The sequence below is a fragment of the Lachnoclostridium phocaeense genome (genome assembly GCF_959599685.1).
Taxonomy (GTDB): Bacteria; Bacillota; Clostridia; order Lachnospirales; family Lachnospiraceae; genus Claveliimonas; species Claveliimonas monacensis.
The window spans coordinates 1-17,380 of the sequence record NZ_CAUGIN010000044.1 but is presented as its reverse complement, the minus strand read 5'-3'; the positions used below and the strand labels follow the sequence as shown (position 1 = coordinate 17,380).

The window sequence follows — 17,380 nt, the reverse complement described above, 5'->3', positions numbered from 1 at the left end:
TGATCATATTTGAGATGATCATAAATATTTCCATCTACATCCCTCTTTCCACTGCTCACAGCTCTTTTACATCTCTTTTATGTATATGTGCCAATCTTGAAAACAATCTCAAAAAAGTCTATACTATTTACAGAAATTTTACACAGCAGAAGGTGATCTCATGCAGCATACAGCACAGAATACAAGCGATTTCAGCAAGGGGAGCGTGGCCGGAAATATCCTGAGGCTCGCCGTCCCCATGACCTGCGCGCAGCTCATCAACGTCTTATATAATGTGGTGGACCGGATCTACATCGGCCACATCCCCCACACCTCTACCCAGGCACTGACCGGAATAGGGCTCACCCTTCCTGTCATCACCATCATCACTGCCTTTGCCAACCTGTTCGGCACAGGCGGCGCCCCTCTTTTCTCCATTGCAAGGGGCGGCGGCGAGACGGAAAAGGCAAAAAAGATCATGGCAAACTCCTTTACCATGCTTCTTGTAAGCGGCCTGATACTGGCTGTCCTGTGCTATGTTTTCCGTCGTCCGCTGATGTACCTTTTCGGCGCCAGCGACGTGACCTATCCCTATGCGGACGCCTACCTCACCATTTACCTGTGCGGCACTCTCTTTGTGATGGTAAGCCTTGGCATGAACAACTTTATCAACGCCCAGGGGTTCGGAGTCACAGGAATGCTCTCCGTGTCTATCGGGGCTGTGCTGAACCTGGTCCTTGACCCTCTTTTTATCTTCGTGTTCGGCATGGGCGTCCGGGGAGCCGCGCTGGCCACCATCATCTCCCAGTTCGTCTCCGCTGTGTGGGTCTTCCATTTCCTCACCGGGAAGAAGGCGGTGATCACTCTGTCGCCCGCTTACATGAAACCGGAGCCGGCTGTCATAAAGAAAATTACCGGACTGGGACTGTCCGGCTTTATCATGTCCATCACAAACGGCTCTGTCCAGATCATGTGCAACGCCACCCTGCAGCGCTACGGCGGCGACCTGTACGTGGGCATCATGACGGTCATCAACTCCGTGCGTGAGATCATCACCATGCCCGCCAACGGGCTGACAAACGGCGCCCAGCCTGTCATGAGCTTCAACTACGGCGCCGGGGAATACAAACGGGTAAAATCGGCGATCAAATTCACCTCCTGGGCGTGTATTGTATTTTCCTTTTTCGCCTGGGCCCTTTTGTTTTTCTTTCCCCACTTTTTCATCCACCTCTTCAACAGTGACCCGGAGCTCATCGAGAAGGGCGTGCCCGCCATGCGCATCTACTTTGCCGGCATTTTTATGATGTCCCTGCAGTTTGCCGGTCAGTCCACAGCCGTGGCTCTCGGCCGCTCAAAGCAGGCCGTCTTCTTCTCCCTGTTCCGCAAGGTGATCATCGTGATCCCGCTCACCCTGCTGCTTCCGGCCGTAGGCGGCCTTGGCACGGACGGCGTGTTCCTGGCAGAGCCTATCTCCAATGTGGTGGGCGGTACAGCCTGCTTCGTCACCATGCTGCTGACGGTGTGGCCCATGCTGAGTCGGAAGGAGAAAGAGACCACCGAAAAGACAAAATAGAAGGAGGGCCCTCATGTCCTCCTTTTTCTATCCATCATCCTGCAGAAGATCACCGCCGCCCCGGTACTCGCCGCTGTGGCCAGTATCCCGACCCCTACAATGGCCGCCGGATTCACGCTCCCGTACTGGCTCCGGTAAGCGATCACATTTACCGGGATAAGCTGAAGAGAAGAAATATTGATGATCAGAAAGGTACACATCTCATTGCTGGCAATCCCCCGTTTCCTTGCAGGGCCTGCTGCCCGCCTTGATCTTCTGTCCTCCTCCAGATTTTCCAGGTCCGCCATAGCCTTAAGCCCGGCCGGCGTAGCCGCCCAGCCAAGCCCCAGCACATTGGCGATAAAGTTCGTTGCAATGTGTTCCCTTGCCGGATGTCCGGCCGGCAGCCCTGGAAAAAGGAACTTAAGCACCGGCGCCATCTGCCTTGTCAGCGACCGGATCAGTCCGCCCCTCTGGGCGATCTCCATAAGCCCTGTCCAGAAAGCCATCACCCCTGCCATGGTGATGCACAAAGTGATGGCCTCTCTGGATGAGTCCAGCGCCGCGTTCGTCACCTCCACAATATTTCCCGTACACGCCGCATACACGATGCCGACGATGATCATTCCCGCCCAGAGATAGTTCAGCATATCTGTTCCTCTGTAAAATTCGCCTTTGTATATCTTATGAAAAAAACGGGCGGATATACCGCCCGTCTGTTCGCTGTTATTCTCTTTTCACTTCCGCCTCGATCTCCTCTGGATCGATCTTCTGCTGTTTCAGCTTCAGATACACGATCTCGCGGAAGAGAGCGTAGACTACCGATACGATGGGGATAAAGATCAGCATCCCCACAACCCCCATCAGACTGCCGCCCAGGCTGACTGCTGCCAGTACCCAGATAGAAGGCAGCCCCACAGAATTGCCTACCACGTGGGGATAGATGAAATTCCCCTCGATCTGCTGCAGCACCAGGAACAACACAATAAACCCAAGCGCCTTGATGGGATCCACCATAAAGATCAGAAAGGCTCCGATGGCACATCCGATGAAAGCCCCAAAGATAGGGATCAGCGCCGTGAAGGAGATGACCACGCCCACCAGCAGCGCGTAGGGCATCTGGAAGAGCGTCATGGCAATGACAAACATGGTTCCCAGTATGATGGCCTCCAGGCACTGCCCTGTAAGAAAGCTGGAAAAAGTGCTGTAGGTCAGTGAGAATACCTCCAGCGCCGCCTCCGCCCTGCCTCTTGGGATAAATGCATAGAGCACTTTTCTTACCTGCACGTTCAGCTTCTCCTTCTGGAGAAGGATATAGCAGGCAAACACAAAAGCGATAAAGAATGTAGTCACTCCGTTTATGATACTGCGTGCCACCGTGATGGTGGAGTCCAGCATATTGCCGGCGCCGCTGCTGAAGAAGGACATCCCCACTTCCATGATCCGGTTCCAGTCAAAGTCCAGGTTCGCCAGCCACTGGCTGATCTGGGCGTTGTCCCGGAATATATCCTCCGCCCACTTCTGCACCCGTGGGATAAAGTCCTGGATGCTGTTTCCCAGCGTCACAAGCGTACTCCCAAGCTGCGGGATCAGCACCAGCATGACAAGCGCCACAACGCCGATGACAAGCAGGATCACAGCCACCATGCTTAAGGGCCGGGCTGCCTTTTTCATAAATTTACTCTTCTCTGTCACGTTCGGAGGGAACAGATGCCTCTGTATGAAGTTCATGGGAACATTCAGCACAAAGGCAAAGGCTCCTCCAAGAATAAACGGAAATGTCACACCAAAGACGAACTCGATCGCTGAAAACACTACGTCATACTGCCACAGGCAGACAACAAGCAGCGCCGTGAAAATAATAAGTCCTCTGATCTTTTTGATGTTTTCCCTATTTAAGTCCATTTTACTTCCTCAGTTTCTTTAAGAGCTGGATGATCGGCAGGTTCAGAAGCGCAAGTCCATACACGATCAGGAGGTGTGCTCCGTCCAGTGTCTGTACGTTGAACAGGTTGTGAAGTCCAGGGATCATCAGAACGCCTGTGATCAGAAGAAGTCCAAGTACAAATGCACCGATCAGATATACGTTATTGAAAAATCTGTTTGTAAAGATAACCGGTTTGTTTGATTTACAGTTAAATCCATGCACAAGCCTGGATGTACACAGCGTGCCAAAGGCCAGAGTGCTTCCAAGCAGGCTGCCGCCCTCGTTGAGTCCGATCAGGAATGCGGTGGTAGTCATGGCGCCGATGCACAGTCCCTCCGTGCCGATCCGGAGCAGGTAATCCTTTGTCAGGATAGACTCATTAATCGGCCTCGGCTTCTCTGACATCACGTCCTTCGTGTGAGGCTCAAGTCCCAGTGCGATAGCCGGGAGACTGTCTGTCAGAAGGTTGATGAACAGAAGATGTACCGGTGCAAATGGAACCGGAAGTCCCACGATAGATGCAAAGAGCACGGTGAGGATAGCTCCAAAGTTGCCGGATAACAGGAACTGGATGGAAAGCTTGATGTTCCTGTACAGGTTACGCCCGTTCTCCACCGCTTTTACAATGGTTGCAAAGTTGTCGTCAGTCAGTACCATGGCGGCCGCATCCTTGGAAACCTCTGTTCCTGTGATACCCATGGCCACGCCAATGTCGGCCTGCTTCAGAGCCGGCGCGTCATTGACACCGTCTCCTGTCATGGCAACAATGTTGCCTCTGTCCTGCCATGCCCGGACAATACGGATCTTGTGCTCCGGTGACACACGGGCGTACACGGAAATCTTCGGAACAAACTCCTGCAGCTCCTCGTCTGTCATGTCCTCGATCACAGCGCCCTCGCAGGCCTCGGACTCGTCCTTCAGGATCCCGATACGCTTTGCGATAGCTGCCGCTGTCACCTTGTGGTCGCCTGTGATCATGATCGGCTTGATACCAGCCTGGATACACTCCTCGACAGCCGCCTTGGACTCCTCTCTGGGCGGATCCATCATAGCCACAAGGCCGAGGAATGTAAGATCATTTTCATCTTCCAGGGTAATCTCCCTGTCCTCTTCGATCTCTTTATAGGCAAAGGCAAGCACCCGGAGGCCGTCCCTGGAGAACTCCATGTTCTGGGCCTCGATCCGGGCTTTCTGCTCCTCTGTCATGGGCTCTACTGTCTCGCCGAGGCGGATATGAGTCATCCTTGTGAGAAGGACATCCACAGCTCCCTTGACAACCATGGTGTGCTTTCCATCGAGGATATGGGCAGTGGACATGAGCTTTCTGTCGCTGTCAAATGGGATCTCTGATTTTCTCTCATATACATCCCGGACCTCCAGCGCCTCTCTTCCCAGCTTGCTTCCCAGGTTGATGAGGGCTGTCTCTGTGGGATCGCCGATCTCCTGTCCGTCTGTATTGGTAGAGTCATTGCAGAGGATACTGTAGTTCAGAAGACGTTCCTGGTTGGCATCGTTAAGATCGATCTGAGCCACCGGGATCCTCTTTCCGTCCACATAGTAATCTTCCACTGTCATCTTGTTCTGTGTCAGTGTACCTGTCTTATCGGAACAGACGATGGACACGCTTCCCAGTCCCTCCACTGCCTGGAGCTTGCGGATGATAGCGTGCTCCTTGGCCATCTTCTGTGTACCGAAGGAAAGCACGATGGTGACGATAGAGCTTAAAGCCTCCGGGATTGCTGCTACCGCAAGGGCAACTGCAAAGAGGAAAGCATCTCCCGGCTGGTCTCCTCTGAAAATGCTGATGCCGAACAGGATCGCACAGAAAATAATGATCAATATTGAAAGTTTCTTTCCGAAATCGTCCAGATTTACCTGGAGCGGTGTTCTCTTCTCAGATGTATTTTTCAGGAGGCTTGCGATCTTGCCCACCTCTGTGCCCATACCGATGTCGGTGACCTCGTAGGCCGCCCGCCCGTAGGTGACAAAGCTCCCCGAGAACACCCGGTTTGTCTGGTCTCCCAGAGCCGCTCCCTCGGGCACCTCGTCCAGAGATTTCTCAACAGATAAACTCTCTCCTGTCAGCGCGCTCTCATCCACTTTCAGGCTGGCACATTCCACCAGCTTTCCGTCAGCGGGCACACAGTCTCCTGCCTCCAGGAGTACACGGTCTCCGATGGTGACCTCTCTGGACGGGATCTGCTTTAACACGCCGTCACGGATGACCTTTGCCTCCGGTGCGGACATCTGCTTCAGACTGTCCAGAGACTGCTCCGCCTTTAAAGTCTGTACTGTACCCAGGATCGCATTCATAGTGATAACGACAAGGATAACGATGGCACTCTCAAAATCTCCCAGAAATCCGGACACAATGGCTGCCACGATCAGTATGATGACAAGGAAATCTTTATACTGCTCCAGAAAAATCTGCAGCGTGCTCTTCTTCTTCCCCTCCACCAGCTCGTTAAAACCATATTTTTCCTGGTTTTGTCTGGCCTGCTCGCTTGTTAACATAGCATTTCTCCTCTCTTCATTTGCATTTTCATCTGCAGTAAAAGCCTTTTTTATATAAAAGGAAACATTAGATACAATTTCCTGTGCAATAAAAAAGAGGCCTTTATTGCATACGATCTGTTATGCAATAAAAGTCTCACTGTTTCATTACGATACGGATGAGTATTCATCGTATTGACGATATCGCAAACATGCGCCATATCTGCACATGCCAGTTACTCCCTTTTATCTACAAAAACAAATATAAACGATATTTTCTGTTGTGTCAACCATTATTTTTTCCAGAAAATGTATCAGCTATACGAAAACGCTCCCCAAAAAGAAAGGCGGACACACATCCAAGGATCGCTCCCTGGAGGCATGTCCGCCTGTTTACTTCTTCATAATATTATGTACCTTGTCTGTCTACATCTCAGCAGGTGCCGGCACGCTGGGGTCAACCTTGTAGCGCGCCCAGCCCTCCGGCGAGTAGATGCCAAGCTGCTTCTTCTGCATCAGCTTGTCAAAGAACGCTGTGATGAACGGGCAGAGGAACAGGGTGACAACAGATGCTGTGGCGCACTGTGCTGTGGCCATGTCCACGTACTGAGCCATGGACGGGTCCGCCTCGCCTACTGCCGCAGGTGTCATGGCAGAGTTCAGGGCTGTCGTGCCGATGGCAGCGCCCATCGCGTTTCTCTCCTTCTTCGGAAGAAGGATGTTGTTTGTGAAGAAGAAGATGACTGCTGTTGCCGCGGATACAAGGCCAAGGATGATACCGGCCGCTCCGGCGGTCACGATGGTATTGATATCTGTCTGCGCTCCGATGGGGATCGTCATGAAGAAGGTGACGATCGGCTGCGCTGTCGCACAGGCCTTTCTGAAGCCTGCGTCCAGGTTGCCCCAGATGAAACCGATGAGCAGCGGAACAAGCACTGCGACAAAGGAATTGAAGGGGATGGATGCAAGTCCTGTCGCGCCCAGGGCTACCAGGGTGAAGAACGGTCCGTCGTTCAGGGACAGGATGGAGATGGCTCCTGTGTCTGTCGCGTTACCGAACTGAGAGGACAGGGAGATGTACAGGGACCCGTTTGAGTTCGTGATGGTCGCAATCCACACGAAGGGGGCAATCCCAAGGAAGCCTTCCGGCCCGCATACAGCACTCACGATCATACCGATGGCCACGCCGAGAAGGAACTTGGTTGCTGTCAGTGTCACGCCCTTGTACAGAGGCATACCAACCTGCTTTACATTGATGGCAGATCCGCAGACGATGAGGAAAAAGCCCATCATACAGGAATTTCCTTCATAGAACAGAGCTGTCACATAGCCGCCTATCTCAAATACCTGAGGGCAGAACGTAGCCAGCAGTACGGCGATCAGCAAAGGTACAATAATAAGCCCGCCCGGCAGGTTTTTCATCTTGTTCAGCAGGTCCAGATCCTTTGGCCTGTTCTCCTGAACAGCGTTGTTATTTTCTTTCATGTTTTCTCCTCCTTTAAAACAAACAATTCCAGACTATTTCTGAGGCTTGCCAAGTATCGCAAACATATTTCTCTTATAGCTCTCTACCCCTGGCTGGTCGAATGGATTGATGGCTCCTATATAGCCGCTCACTCCGCAGGCGAACCAGAAAAAGTAGAACAGCTGTCCCAGCGTATATTCATCCTGTCTGGGAAGGTCTATGCGCATGACGGGGACACCGCCCTCCTTATGAGCCGCGATGGTTCCCTCCATTGCCGCTTTGTTGACAAAATCTACGGTCTTATGGGCCAGATAGTTCAGTCCGTCCAGGTCCTCCTCCTCAGCGGGTATCTCCACTGTGCGGGAGGATTCCTCCACATTCAGCACTGTCTCGATCAGGATCCTTGCCCCGTCCTGCATGTACTGCCCCATGGAGTGAAGGTCTGTGGTCAGGTCCACTGCTGCCGGGAAGAGTCCCCTCTGGTCCTTCCCTTCGCTTTCCCCGTACAGCTGCTTCCACCACTCGGACACGTAGTGGAGGCTTGTCTCGTAGTTGGCCAGCACCTCCACTGCCTTCCCCTTTCTGAGAAGGATATTGCGGCAGGCCGCGTACCGCACAGAAGGATTTTCTTCATAAGAGGCTTCCATGATCCGCTTTCTCATGTCTGCCGCTCCCTCGAGGAGAGCGTCCACATCCGCCCCTGACACGGCGATGGGCAGAAGCCCCACTGCGGTCAGCACAGAGTATCTGCCTCCCACGTCGTCCGGGATGACAAAGCAGGTGTACCCCTCCTTGTCCGCCATCTTTTTCAGCGCTCCGCGCTGTCTGTCCGTAGTGGCATAGACCCTTTTGGCCGCCTCCTCCTTCCCGTATTTTTCCTCCAGCTTCTTTTTAAAGATGCGGAAAGCTACCGCGGACTCTGTGGTTGTCCCTGATTTGGAGATCACATTGATGGAGAAATCCTGATCGCCGAGAATGTCCATCAGATCCGCCAGGTATTTGGAGGAATTGGAATTTCCGCAGAAATAGATTTTCGGTGTCGTCCTCTCGTCGTCGGAGAGGCTGTTGTAAAAGCTGTGGTGTAAAAACTCAATGGCTGCCCTGGCTCCCAGATAGGAGCCGCCGATGCCGATGACCAGCAGCACCCGGGAATCATTCTGGATTTTCCTGGCCGCCTCTTTGATCCTGCGCAGCTCCTCTTTATCATATTGCTCCGGAAGGTCCATCCATCCGAGGAAGTCGTTTCCCGCCCCCTCCCGCTTCATGAGGCGCTCTTTGGCCGCCTCCGCGGTGGCCTGAAAATTTTTAAATTCTTCGTCAGAGATCCAGTCTCTGACTCCCTCATCCACAAACTGTATTTGTTCCTTCATGACACTCGCTCCTTCTAACGCTTCTTCTGGCTGTTCCTCTAACTATTGACCACGTTGATCGGCTTTCCCTCTGCATACGCCTTCAGGTTGTCATACGCGCAGTCCATGATTCTCTGCCTGCTTTCCTTGGGCGCCCAGGAAATGTGGGGTGTGATGATGCAGTTTTTCGCCTTCAAAAGCGGATTGTCCCCCTTGATCGGCTCTGTGGAAACGACGTCCAGTCCCGCCGCGGCAACCTTTCCCGTATTCAGGGCGTCCGCCAGGTCCTGTTCTACTACCAGCGGTCCCCGGGAATTATTGATCAGGATGACCCCGTCCTTCATTTTGGCGATGCTTTTTTTATTGATGATGCTCTCGGTATCCGGGAAGAGCGGACAGTGGAGCGCGATCACATCCGACTGCGCCAGCAGCGTGTCCAGATCCACATACTCCGCGATCTGTTTTCCCGCCTCGTTCGGGTAAGAGTCGTAGGCGAGCACGCGCATGCCAAGCGCCTTCGCCAGCCTGCCGGTAGTCTGGCCGATGCGGCCAAATCCAATGACTCCCATCGTCTTGCCGTCCAGCTCGATAAGAGGATAGTCCCAGTAGCACCAGTCCTCACAACTCTCCCATTTTCCCTCATGTACGGTCCGGTCGTGATGCCCGACATGATGGCATATCTCAAGCAGCAGCGCAATGGCAAACTGCCCCACTGACGCTGTCCCGTATGTGGGCACGTTCGTGACTGGTATGCCTTTTTCCTTTGCGTATGTATGATCCACGACGTTGTAGCCAGTGGCCAGCATGCTGATCATGCACATACCCGGGCAGGCGTCGATGACCTTCCTGGAGACAGGCGTCTTGTTGGTAAATACCACCTCCGCGTCACCGATCCTTCTGATGATCTCCTCCTCGTCGTCCACCGGAGTCCTGTCATATACAGTCAGATCACCAAACTCCCTCAGCTTATCCCAGCTCAGATCGCCGGGATTTTCTGTATATCCGTCTAATACTACAATCTTCATTCAGCCAAACTCCCTTGATCGATCCTGTAAAGGTCCTTTATTCTCGGATACAGGTTCGTGTAGACCTGGTATCCCTTTTCATAGGCGTCCTTATTCTCGTCACTGCTTCTGATCACCTTGTAAACGGTCTTTTTCACCTTGTCGGACGCCTCCACTGCATCCCTGTATATTCCGGCTCCCACTCCGGCCAGCAGGGCCGCTCCCACCGGCGCCGTGTCGTTCATATCCAGGATCTCGATATCCTTTCCTGTGATATCCGCCTTGATGTGGGCCCACAGCTCGCTCTTGGCTCCGCCTCCTATGGAGGAAAAGCCTGTCATCCTGTGGCCGGTCACCCGCTCCGCAATCTCACAGAGCTGCCGCAGGCCGTAGCCGCAGCCTTCCATGACCGCACGGTTAAAATCCTTTCTGGAGCTTCGCAGGGACACGCCGAAAAACACCCCTCTTGCGTAGGAATCCCACACCGGGCTTCTCTCTCCCTGCATATAGGGAAGGAATACAATTCCACCCGCTCCCGGCTCTGACTGGGCAGCCTCCTCATTCATCAGCATAAATGCGTTCTGATTGCTGCCTGCCGCCTTCTCATTCATGTCGCTGCAGAATTTATCCCTGAACCACTGGTAGGCAGCCCCCGTATAGGACATGGCTCCCTGGTAGATCCAGGTGCCCCTCACCACATGACAGCGGTTGATAAAGCTCTCGTCAAAATTGGGCTTATCCACGCAGATCGTCAGGACATCCGTGGTCCCCACAGACTCGCAGGCGTCCCCGTTTGCCTTTACCCCGGCCGCAAGAGTGGCGCAGGGTGTATCGGCTCCGCCTATCACGACAGGCGTTCCCTCCGGGATACCCATCCTGATCATCTCCTTGTTGATAAGACCTCCCACGACATCTGCGGAGTCCATCAGCGGCGGCAGCTTCTCTTTGGGGATCCCTATCTTTTCGCAGAGGTAATCCGACCACTGGCCGTCGTGCCCCTTCACCGTCTCAAACAGATTGGTGTAGGAGGCGTTGGAGTAATCAATGGCATAGTTCCCTGTCATTTTCTGGGCCATGACCGTATTGACATGGCCAAAGTATTTTGTCTTCTCGTAGATATCCGGCAGATTTCTCTTGATCCAGAGCATGGAGGTTCCTGAATGAGCCCCGGACATGCACTTGTTGGCCGTGATCTCAAAGAGCTTCTTCTCTCCCACTGCATCAAGGATGATCTCAGCCTCCTTTGTGCTTCTCCTGTCAGAATAAATAATAGGATCTACAAGGATCTCCCCGTCTTCACCAAACGCGGCCAGCCCCGGACAGAGGCTTGAGATTCCTATTCCGGCGATCTTTCCAGGATCGATCCCCTTTCCCTCGAACAGGAGCCTCATACACTTCAGATAGGCCTCCCACATATCCTCCGTGTCAATCTGCACATAGTCCGGTTTTGGCGTGATCAGACGGTAAGAGCTGCTGCTGATGCCCAGCAGATCAGCATTTTTGTCGATGATGGCCACTTTGATACTGGTCGTTCCCACATCGACGCCGAGTAAATATTCTTTTTCCATACAACATCCCGCCTGTAAAATTATCCTTTAAAACTTAAAACTGATTGTGTCTGATTAAAACTGATCGTAATTCTTGTCGTTCTCAAGCTGTGCCAGCAGCTCCTTTGCCTCTTTTACGCTGTATCCCTCGTGGATCATATATCTCAGGGCGATGACAAGGGCCGTTACATCCTTGTAATCCCACACAAAGCGTCCCATTGTGACTCCGCCTACTCCGCAGTCCATGGCGTCTCGTGTCATCTGGAGATAGTCATCCAGCGTCTTGCAGGCATCGCCGCCCTGGATCACCACGCGGAAGGAGGAGGGCACGCAGGCGATGACCTTTGCCATGCTGTCAGGGTCTCCTGTATAGGTTGTCTTTACAACGTCCATTCCAAGCTCGCAGGCGCTTCTCACGCAGTAAGCGATATTCTCCCATGCAGTCCTCTTGTCAGCCGGAACGCTCTCTCCCTTGGGATAAACATGTCCGATCAGAGGCATGCCCATCTTGTCGCAGTAGTCAGACACCTCTCCGATACGCTCGAACTGCTCGTTCTGGAAATCGCCCAGTGTCATGGCTCCCATAGATACAGCGTCAGCGCCCATTCTGATGGCGGCGTCCACAGACCCGAATACAATGTCGTTTGTCGGAGCTGTGGGAGAGTAGTTGGAGATTTTCTGCAGTACGGAAATTCCGGATCCAACGTGAGGTCCCCAGCATCTCTCCTGGATTCCCTTTGTCATTGTCATAGCGTCCGGTCTTCCGGCAACAATCTTGTCAATAGCTCCCTGGATATCATGGATACCAGTCATCGGTGCAATTCCCCTTGAAATTGCGTGGTCCACTGTGATCGCCATCATCTTATTGCTCTTCGAATTAACAAGTCTCGCAAGTCTTACTTCTTTTCCCATCATTGCCATTGTTCATACACTCCTTTTTATATCTCTTATCTGGATTTATAAATTGTTCTGTTTATTATGGTTCGATCTCTACCTTCAGGTCTGCTCCGCTCTTTACAGCCTCGTACGCCTTCTGAAAATCTTCTATTTTAAATACATTTGTGATGATCGGCTTCATATCTACCGCTCCGCTCATGACCATCTGGGCCGCCTCCTGGTAGTCCTGGCGCCGGTAAGCGCTGGAGCCGCACATCCTGATCTCGCCGTAGTGGATCAGGTTCGGGTCTATCTCTGCCTTCACGCCCTTTGTAAATCCGGCGAACAGGCAGATGCTTCCATTCTTTCTGACAAGCTCAATGCTTGGATTGACCAGAGCCGGGATACCGATGGCGACAATGACAACATCCGCTCCCACGCCGTTTGTCTCGCTCATCACGATCCCCTTTAAATCTTCATTCGCTGAGTCCACAACGATATCCGCTCCGCACTCAAGAGCCTTGCCGCGGCGGAATTCATTCAGCTCACTGACGATGACCTTCCGGGCGCCTGCTGCCTTTGCCAGCAGGGTGTGCATCAGTCCGATAGGACCTGCCCCCACGATCACAACCACATCGTTGAATTTCACCCCTGCGTTTCTCTGTCCTCTCAGACAGCAGGAGAGCGGTTCGATCAGGGCTCCCTCGCCATAGGAAATATTGTCAGTAAGTTTTACTACATTTCCACCCTTGATAGCCACCTCCGGAATAAACACATACTCCGCAAATCCTCCGTCAAACTCGTAGCCAATAGCCTGCCTGTGGAGACATACATTGTCGTGACCGCTGATGCACATCGCGCAGGTGCCGTCCGGGATCACATTCTCCACGGCGACTCTGTCGCCGACAGAGTATCCCTCAACCTCTGCCCCGACCTCGCAGATCACACCGCTGATCTCATGCCCGATGATGTGTCCGTAGCGCACATCCTTCGTCTTTTTCCCTTCAAGAATCCTTATATCTGTGCCACAGATTGCTGTCCTCTTCATCTCCAACAGCATATCTCCCGGACCGATCTGCGGCTTCGGATAATCTTCCACTGCAGCAAAGTCATTGGGGCCGTTTAAAACTACTGCTTTCATGCTTCTCCCTCCTGTATATGTATTTCATCTGTAATTGATACTAGCATAAATGTAGTAATTTTACAACATTATTTTTAGACTTTTACTATTGTGCACAATTTACGTCTCCGCTTTTTGTGCATTTCACCTATTATTTGTAGCTTTCTTAATGCTTTTCACTATTTTTAGATTTAGTTTTTTTACTTTTTCTAGGCATAAAAAAAGAGACACTACAAAATTTATGTTGTAGTGTCTCTTTTAAAGTCTTATTCCTTGTCAGAAGAAGTCGAAAGACGCGTGGCGCTCATCGCCTCCAGCGACCTGTCGTAATTGCGGAAGGCCATGATCGCCACCAGGCAGTCAAGCACAGCGAGCTGTGCCAGTCTCACGCTGAAGGACTCTGACTCAAAGATCGTCTTCTCACTCACTGTGTACAGGCTTAAATCTGCCTGTTCCTCCAGAAGATTCTTCGCTTTGGTCGTCAGAGTGATGACCCGGGCCCCGTTTCCATGTGCGATTTCCACTACATGGGCCGTATGTCTGTTGCCCCCGGAGGCAGAGATCGCAAGGAGGACATCTCCTTTTCCCAGAAGCGAAGCTGTCATAAGCTGCAGGTCCTTGTCTTCGTTTACCAGGGAAAACACGCCTATCTTCAGGAGCTTGTGCTGCAGATCCTTTGCGACGATACTGCTTCCCCCTGTCCCTACGATCATAATGCGCCTGGCGGAAAGCATATCCGCCGCCGCCTGTTCGACCACTTCCACATCCATCTCCATGCTGGTCTGCTGTAGCGCGGAATTTTCTATGGAAAAAATCTTGCTGCATATTTCTGAAGGGCTGTCCTGGGCCGTCAGGCTGGAATTATAGAGTCTGGGTGCGGGCACACTCTCCAGCGCAGCGTTGATCTTATATTCCTGAAACCCCACATAGCCGATGCTTTTGCAGAAGCGGACAATAGACGCATCGCTGACGCCTATCTCTTCCGCCAGCTCCAGCAGTGTACTGTGCAGTGTCTTTTCAAAATTTTTCAAAAAGTAGTCGGCGATCTTTCTCTCCGCCTTCTTAGTGTGCTCCCCCTCCAGCTTTTCGATCAGCCTCTCTTTACATCCCTTTTTATCGTTCATGGTCTACCACCTCATTTTATTTATATCCTGACGCCTTTTCCTGTTTACTGAAGCTGTATCACCTGGCTGTCCTTCTCTCCGCTGGCTGACAGGAAATCAGAAATCTCCACCGTTATATCGGACATGTCTGTGAGGGAGAAGACCTCACATGCCTCTGAGCTTCCTCCGGGCTGGACCTCATTGCTGTAGTTGTTCATCTGGTCGTTGATTTCTGAGGTGATAGCCCGCTCGCAGGACACTCCGTTCTGGAATACCTGTAAATAGGATACCGCCGCCGGGGAGAGATTCTGCTCCCCGGTGTTTGTGAAGGTGTAGTATACGTACACACAGGGATTTCCCTCATAGTCGCCCCCGGTCTCCGTTCTGGTCAGAGTGATATTATAGCCGGTTCCGCTAAAGTTGATGACGCCGTCATCCCCGGCTCCCTCATCCGATGCTCCCTGGTTACCTGAGGTCGTATCCGTACTGCCTCCGTCTTCACTTCCCCTTGAGGACATCGCTGTGAATCCCACAATGGCCGCAACGATCAGCACCGGAACAAGGATGGACAGGATGATGTTGGCTTCTCTGCACAAAAACAGGAAAAGCAGATGCAGGGCGCCAAATACAGCCGCCAGCACCGACCATATGGCCAGATCAGCATAGCTTCCCACATTGGCGGCCCCCAGCAGTGCGCCGACTGTGTAAAATACAAAGGGAACGATGAAGGCAGGCACACTCTCTTTTTTCCTCATGCAGATGGTCACGATACCGCCTATCATCATCATGAGGGCAAGGATAAATCCCGCGCTTCCGCTGGCCTCCCCGTTTGCCGACAGGATATTTCCCAGGCCGGCCGCGCATGACTGCAGCGTGATGAGCAGGAACAATATGACCGATATGATCCCTATGATCAGACGGAAGGTCTTAAATCTCTCCGACGGCTCCTCTCTTCCCGTTCTCTGCGCCTCCGGCCTCTTTGACCTCGGTCTTTCCTCTCCCGGACGCTCCGCCCTTTCGGCTGTCTTCTTCCTGGGCTTAAAACGCTTCTTACAGTTCCGGCACAGCATGTATTCCGGATCCTTTTTGCTCCGCACTAATTCCCCACCACATATTGGGCATTTCATTTCTCTTTTGCTCCCTTCCTCATAATCTCTCAGAGTTGTTATTCTCCCGGTCTTTTTATAGTACCACACTGCCCATAAAAAGTAAATTTCCTCCCGGTTGACAATCCCCTTCTCTTTCCTTAGAATATAAGGGATGAGAGTGTGGAAACTGAGGTTTTTTTAATGAAACGTGAAAAATTTTCTTCCCGGCTTGGCTTCGTTCTCATAAGTGCCGGGTGCGCCATCGGACTTGGAAACGTATGGCGCTTTCCTTATATCACGGGACAGTACGGGGGAGCTGCGTTCGTGATCATCTATCTTATTTTCCTTGCCATCCTTGGGCTTCCCATCATGACAATGGAATTCTCTGTGGGACGGGCCTCGCAGAAGTCCGCCGCCAGATCCTTTGAGGTTCTGGAACCTGCCGGAACCCGGTGGCACTGGACCAAACTTGTTCCCCTTTTAGGCAACTATATGCTGATGATGTACTACACCACTGTAGGCGGATGGACCCTGGCCTATTTCTGGAAAATGATTTCCGGCAGTATGGATCATCTGGACACCGCCCAGGTTGGGAACGCATTCAATGAACTTCTGTCTGATCCTGCTCAGCAGGTGGGCTGGATGCTGGCTGTCACAGTTATCGGATTTCTCATCTGCTCCCGCGGTTTAAAAGGCGGTGTGGAAAAGGTATCCAAGTACATGATGAGTCTTTTATTTGTCATCCTGATCGTACTTGTCATCCACAGCTTTTTCCTGGACGGAGCAAAGGAGGGACTTTCCTTCTATCTTATACCGGACTTTAAGTCTGCGCTTGAAAATTACTCCCTGGGAGAGATCCTGTTTGCTGCTCTCGGGCAGTCCTTTTTCACCTTAAGTCTCGGAATAGGCGCGCTTGCAATTTTCGGAAGCTATATTGATAAACAACACTCTCTTGTTTCCGAAAGTGTAAATGTCGTACTTCTGGACACAACGGTGGCATTTTTATCCGGTCTTGTTATTTTCCCGGCCTGCTTCACTTACAACGTGGACGCCGGAAGCGGACCAGGCCTGATCTTCGTGACGCTGCCCCAGACATTCAGCGAGATGGCTGGCGGACGCCTGTGGGGCGCTCTGTTCTTCATGTTCCTGGCATTTGCAGCACTGACCACTGTCATTGCAGTATTTGAAAATATCATTGCCTTTGCCATGGATTTTGGATGGACACGTAAGAAGGCTGTCCTTGTGAATATTGTAGCTATTATGATCCTCTCTCTGCCCTGTGCCCTAGGATTCAACGTACTCAGCGGCTTCCAGCCTTTCGGCGCAGGGACAACCGTGCAGGATCTGGAAGACTTCATCCTGTCCAACACACTTCTTCCTCTTGGCTCCCTTCTGTACCTTCTGTTCTGTACAAGCCGGTACGCCTGGGGCTGGGACAGTTACTATGAAGAGGTGAACAGCGGAAAAGGCCTGAAACTTCCCAGGTGGACAAAAGGATATCTGACTTATGTCCTTCCACTTATCATTATCTTCATACTGATCCAGGGATTTATCGAGAAACTGGGCTTCCCGGCAAACTATCTTCTGCCTGCCCTGTGCCTGATCTATCCTCTATACCTGCTTTTACAGGCACGGATCGTGTATAAGAAAAAAGAGTAAAAACAATAAGAGTAAAAAGAAAAATCAGCACTGCAAATGCAGTGCTGATTTTTCCTCTCATTCCATGAGCGTGCGGGGATTCGAACCCCGGACAACTTGATTAAAAGTCAAGTGCTCTACCACCTGAGCTACACGCCCATATACAAATTTTAGAAAAAGAAAGTGCCCAGAACCGGAATCGAACCAGTGACACGAGGATTTTCAGTCCTCTGCTCTAC

13 protein-coding genes and 1 tRNA gene are annotated in these 17,380 nt (G+C 52.0%); 2 read left to right on the top strand and 12 right to left on the bottom strand.

The genetic code is table 11. The annotated features are described in order from the left end of the window. The first annotated feature begins 160 nt into the window (after positions 1-160). Positions 161-1,552, top strand: a complete 1,392-nt coding sequence (locus Q5911_RS14070; RefSeq protein ID WP_303183722.1) for an MATE family efflux transporter — start codon at positions 161-163, stop codon at positions 1,550-1,552. 11 nt (positions 1,553-1,563) lie between these two features. Here the strand turns inward: Q5911_RS14070 and Q5911_RS14065 are convergent, their stop codons facing one another. The 11 genes from Q5911_RS14065 to Q5911_RS14015 all read right to left on the bottom strand — a co-directional run bounded on the left by Q5911_RS14065 (position 1,564) and on the right by Q5911_RS14015 (position 15,542). Continuing rightward, the gene (locus Q5911_RS14065; protein ID WP_303183720.1) at positions 1,564-2,181 is read right to left on the bottom strand and encodes a nucleoside recognition protein; all 618 of its coding nucleotides are present in this window, start codon (positions 2,179-2,181) and stop codon (positions 1,564-1,566) included. 76 nt (positions 2,182-2,257) lie between these two features. Beyond that, positions 2,258-3,436, bottom strand: coding sequence for an AI-2E family transporter (locus tag Q5911_RS14060; protein ID WP_076779795.1), 1,179 nt, complete (start codon positions 3,434-3,436; stop codon positions 2,258-2,260). A gap of 1 nt (position 3,437) precedes the next feature. Continuing rightward, a complete protein-coding gene (locus Q5911_RS14055; RefSeq protein ID WP_303183717.1) occupies positions 3,438-5,972 on the bottom strand; it encodes a cation-translocating P-type ATPase in 2,535 nt (844 codons plus the stop codon). A gap of 405 nt (positions 5,973-6,377) precedes the next feature. Further along, positions 6,378-7,436 carry a 2-keto-3-deoxygluconate permease gene (locus tag Q5911_RS14050; RefSeq protein ID WP_303183715.1) on the bottom strand — a complete coding sequence of 353 codons (1,059 nt, stop codon included), beginning with the start codon at positions 7,434-7,436 and terminating at the stop codon, positions 6,378-6,380. A gap of 33 nt (positions 7,437-7,469) precedes the next feature. After that, complete coding sequence (locus Q5911_RS14045) at positions 7,470-8,786, bottom strand: glucose-6-phosphate isomerase (RefSeq protein ID WP_303183714.1); 1,317 nt, start codon at positions 8,784-8,786, stop codon at positions 7,470-7,472. A gap of 38 nt (positions 8,787-8,824) precedes the next feature. After that, positions 8,825-9,790 carry a D-2-hydroxyacid dehydrogenase gene (locus Q5911_RS14040; protein ID WP_303183712.1) on the bottom strand — a complete coding sequence of 322 codons (966 nt, stop codon included), beginning with the start codon at positions 9,788-9,790 and terminating at the stop codon, positions 8,825-8,827. Next, positions 9,787-11,337 (bottom strand): xylulokinase, encoded by a 1,551-nt coding sequence (locus Q5911_RS14035; RefSeq protein WP_303183710.1) that lies wholly within the window; start codon positions 11,335-11,337, stop codon positions 9,787-9,789. The genes Q5911_RS14040 and Q5911_RS14035 overlap by 4 nt, the downstream gene beginning before the upstream one ends. Positions 11,338-11,391: 54 nt before the next feature. Next, positions 11,392-12,237, bottom strand: a complete 846-nt coding sequence (locus Q5911_RS14030) for a class I fructose-bisphosphate aldolase (protein ID WP_303183709.1) — start codon at positions 12,235-12,237, stop codon at positions 11,392-11,394. Positions 12,238-12,292: 55 nt separating this feature from the next. After that, positions 12,293-13,333, bottom strand: a complete 1,041-nt coding sequence (locus tag Q5911_RS14025; RefSeq protein WP_303183708.1) for a zinc-dependent dehydrogenase — start codon at positions 13,331-13,333, stop codon at positions 12,293-12,295. A gap of 245 nt (positions 13,334-13,578) precedes the next feature. Beyond that, positions 13,579-14,436 (bottom strand): MurR/RpiR family transcriptional regulator, encoded by an 858-nt coding sequence (locus tag Q5911_RS14020; protein WP_303183706.1) that lies wholly within the window; start codon positions 14,434-14,436, stop codon positions 13,579-13,581. A 44-nt stretch (positions 14,437-14,480) separates the two neighbouring features. Next, positions 14,481-15,542 (bottom strand): DUF5067 domain-containing protein, encoded by a 1,062-nt coding sequence (locus Q5911_RS14015; RefSeq protein ID WP_303183704.1) that lies wholly within the window; start codon positions 15,540-15,542, stop codon positions 14,481-14,483. Positions 15,543-15,704: 162 nt separating this feature from the next. On the opposite strand from Q5911_RS14015, the gene Q5911_RS14010 reads away from it, so the two are divergent. Beyond that, positions 15,705-17,162 (top strand): sodium-dependent transporter, encoded by a 1,458-nt coding sequence (locus Q5911_RS14010; protein ID WP_303183701.1) that lies wholly within the window; start codon positions 15,705-15,707, stop codon positions 17,160-17,162. A gap of 65 nt (positions 17,163-17,227) precedes the next feature. Here the strand turns inward: Q5911_RS14010 and Q5911_RS14005 are convergent. Then, a tRNA-Lys gene (locus tag Q5911_RS14005) sits at positions 17,228-17,300 on the bottom strand. Between the last annotated feature and the right edge of the window lie 80 nt (positions 17,301-17,380).

Bases quoted from the DNA above. Each gene is read 5' to 3' on its own strand.
- Q5911_RS14025 (WP_303183708.1), bottom strand. From the start codon at position 13,333: ATGAAAGCAGTAGTTTTAAACGGCCCCAATGACTTTGCTGCAGTGGAA.
- Q5911_RS14035 (WP_303183710.1), bottom strand. From the start codon at position 11,337: ATGGAAAAAGAATATTTACTCGGCGTCGATGTGGGAACGACCAGTATC.
- Q5911_RS14060 (WP_076779795.1), bottom strand. From the start codon at position 3,436: ATGGACTTAAATAGGGAAAACATCAAAAAGATCAGAGGACTTATTATT.
- Q5911_RS14030 (WP_303183709.1), bottom strand. From the start codon at position 12,237: ATGGCAATGATGGGAAAAGAAGTAAGACTTGCGAGACTTGTTAATTCG.
- Q5911_RS14015 (WP_303183704.1), bottom strand. From the start codon at position 15,542: ATGAAATGCCCAATATGTGGTGGGGAATTAGTGCGGAGCAAAAAGGAT.
- Q5911_RS14010 (WP_303183701.1), top strand. From the start codon at position 15,705: ATGAAACGTGAAAAATTTTCTTCCCGGCTTGGCTTCGTTCTCATAAGT.
- Q5911_RS14055 (WP_303183717.1), bottom strand. From the start codon at position 5,972: ATGTTAACAAGCGAGCAGGCCAGACAAAACCAGGAAAAATATGGTTTT.
- Q5911_RS14045 (WP_303183714.1), bottom strand. From the start codon at position 8,786: ATGAAGGAACAAATACAGTTTGTGGATGAGGGAGTCAGAGACTGGATC.
- Q5911_RS14065 (WP_303183720.1), bottom strand. From the start codon at position 2,181: ATGCTGAACTATCTCTGGGCGGGAATGATCATCGTCGGCATCGTGTAT.
- Q5911_RS14040 (WP_303183712.1), bottom strand. From the start codon at position 9,790: ATGAAGATTGTAGTATTAGACGGATATACAGAAAATCCCGGCGATCTG.
- Q5911_RS14020 (WP_303183706.1), bottom strand. From the start codon at position 14,436: ATGAACGATAAAAAGGGATGTAAAGAGAGGCTGATCGAAAAGCTGGAG.
- Q5911_RS14070 (WP_303183722.1), top strand. From the start codon at position 161: ATGCAGCATACAGCACAGAATACAAGCGATTTCAGCAAGGGGAGCGTG.
- Q5911_RS14050 (WP_303183715.1), bottom strand. From the start codon at position 7,436: ATGAAAGAAAATAACAACGCTGTTCAGGAGAACAGGCCAAAGGATCTG.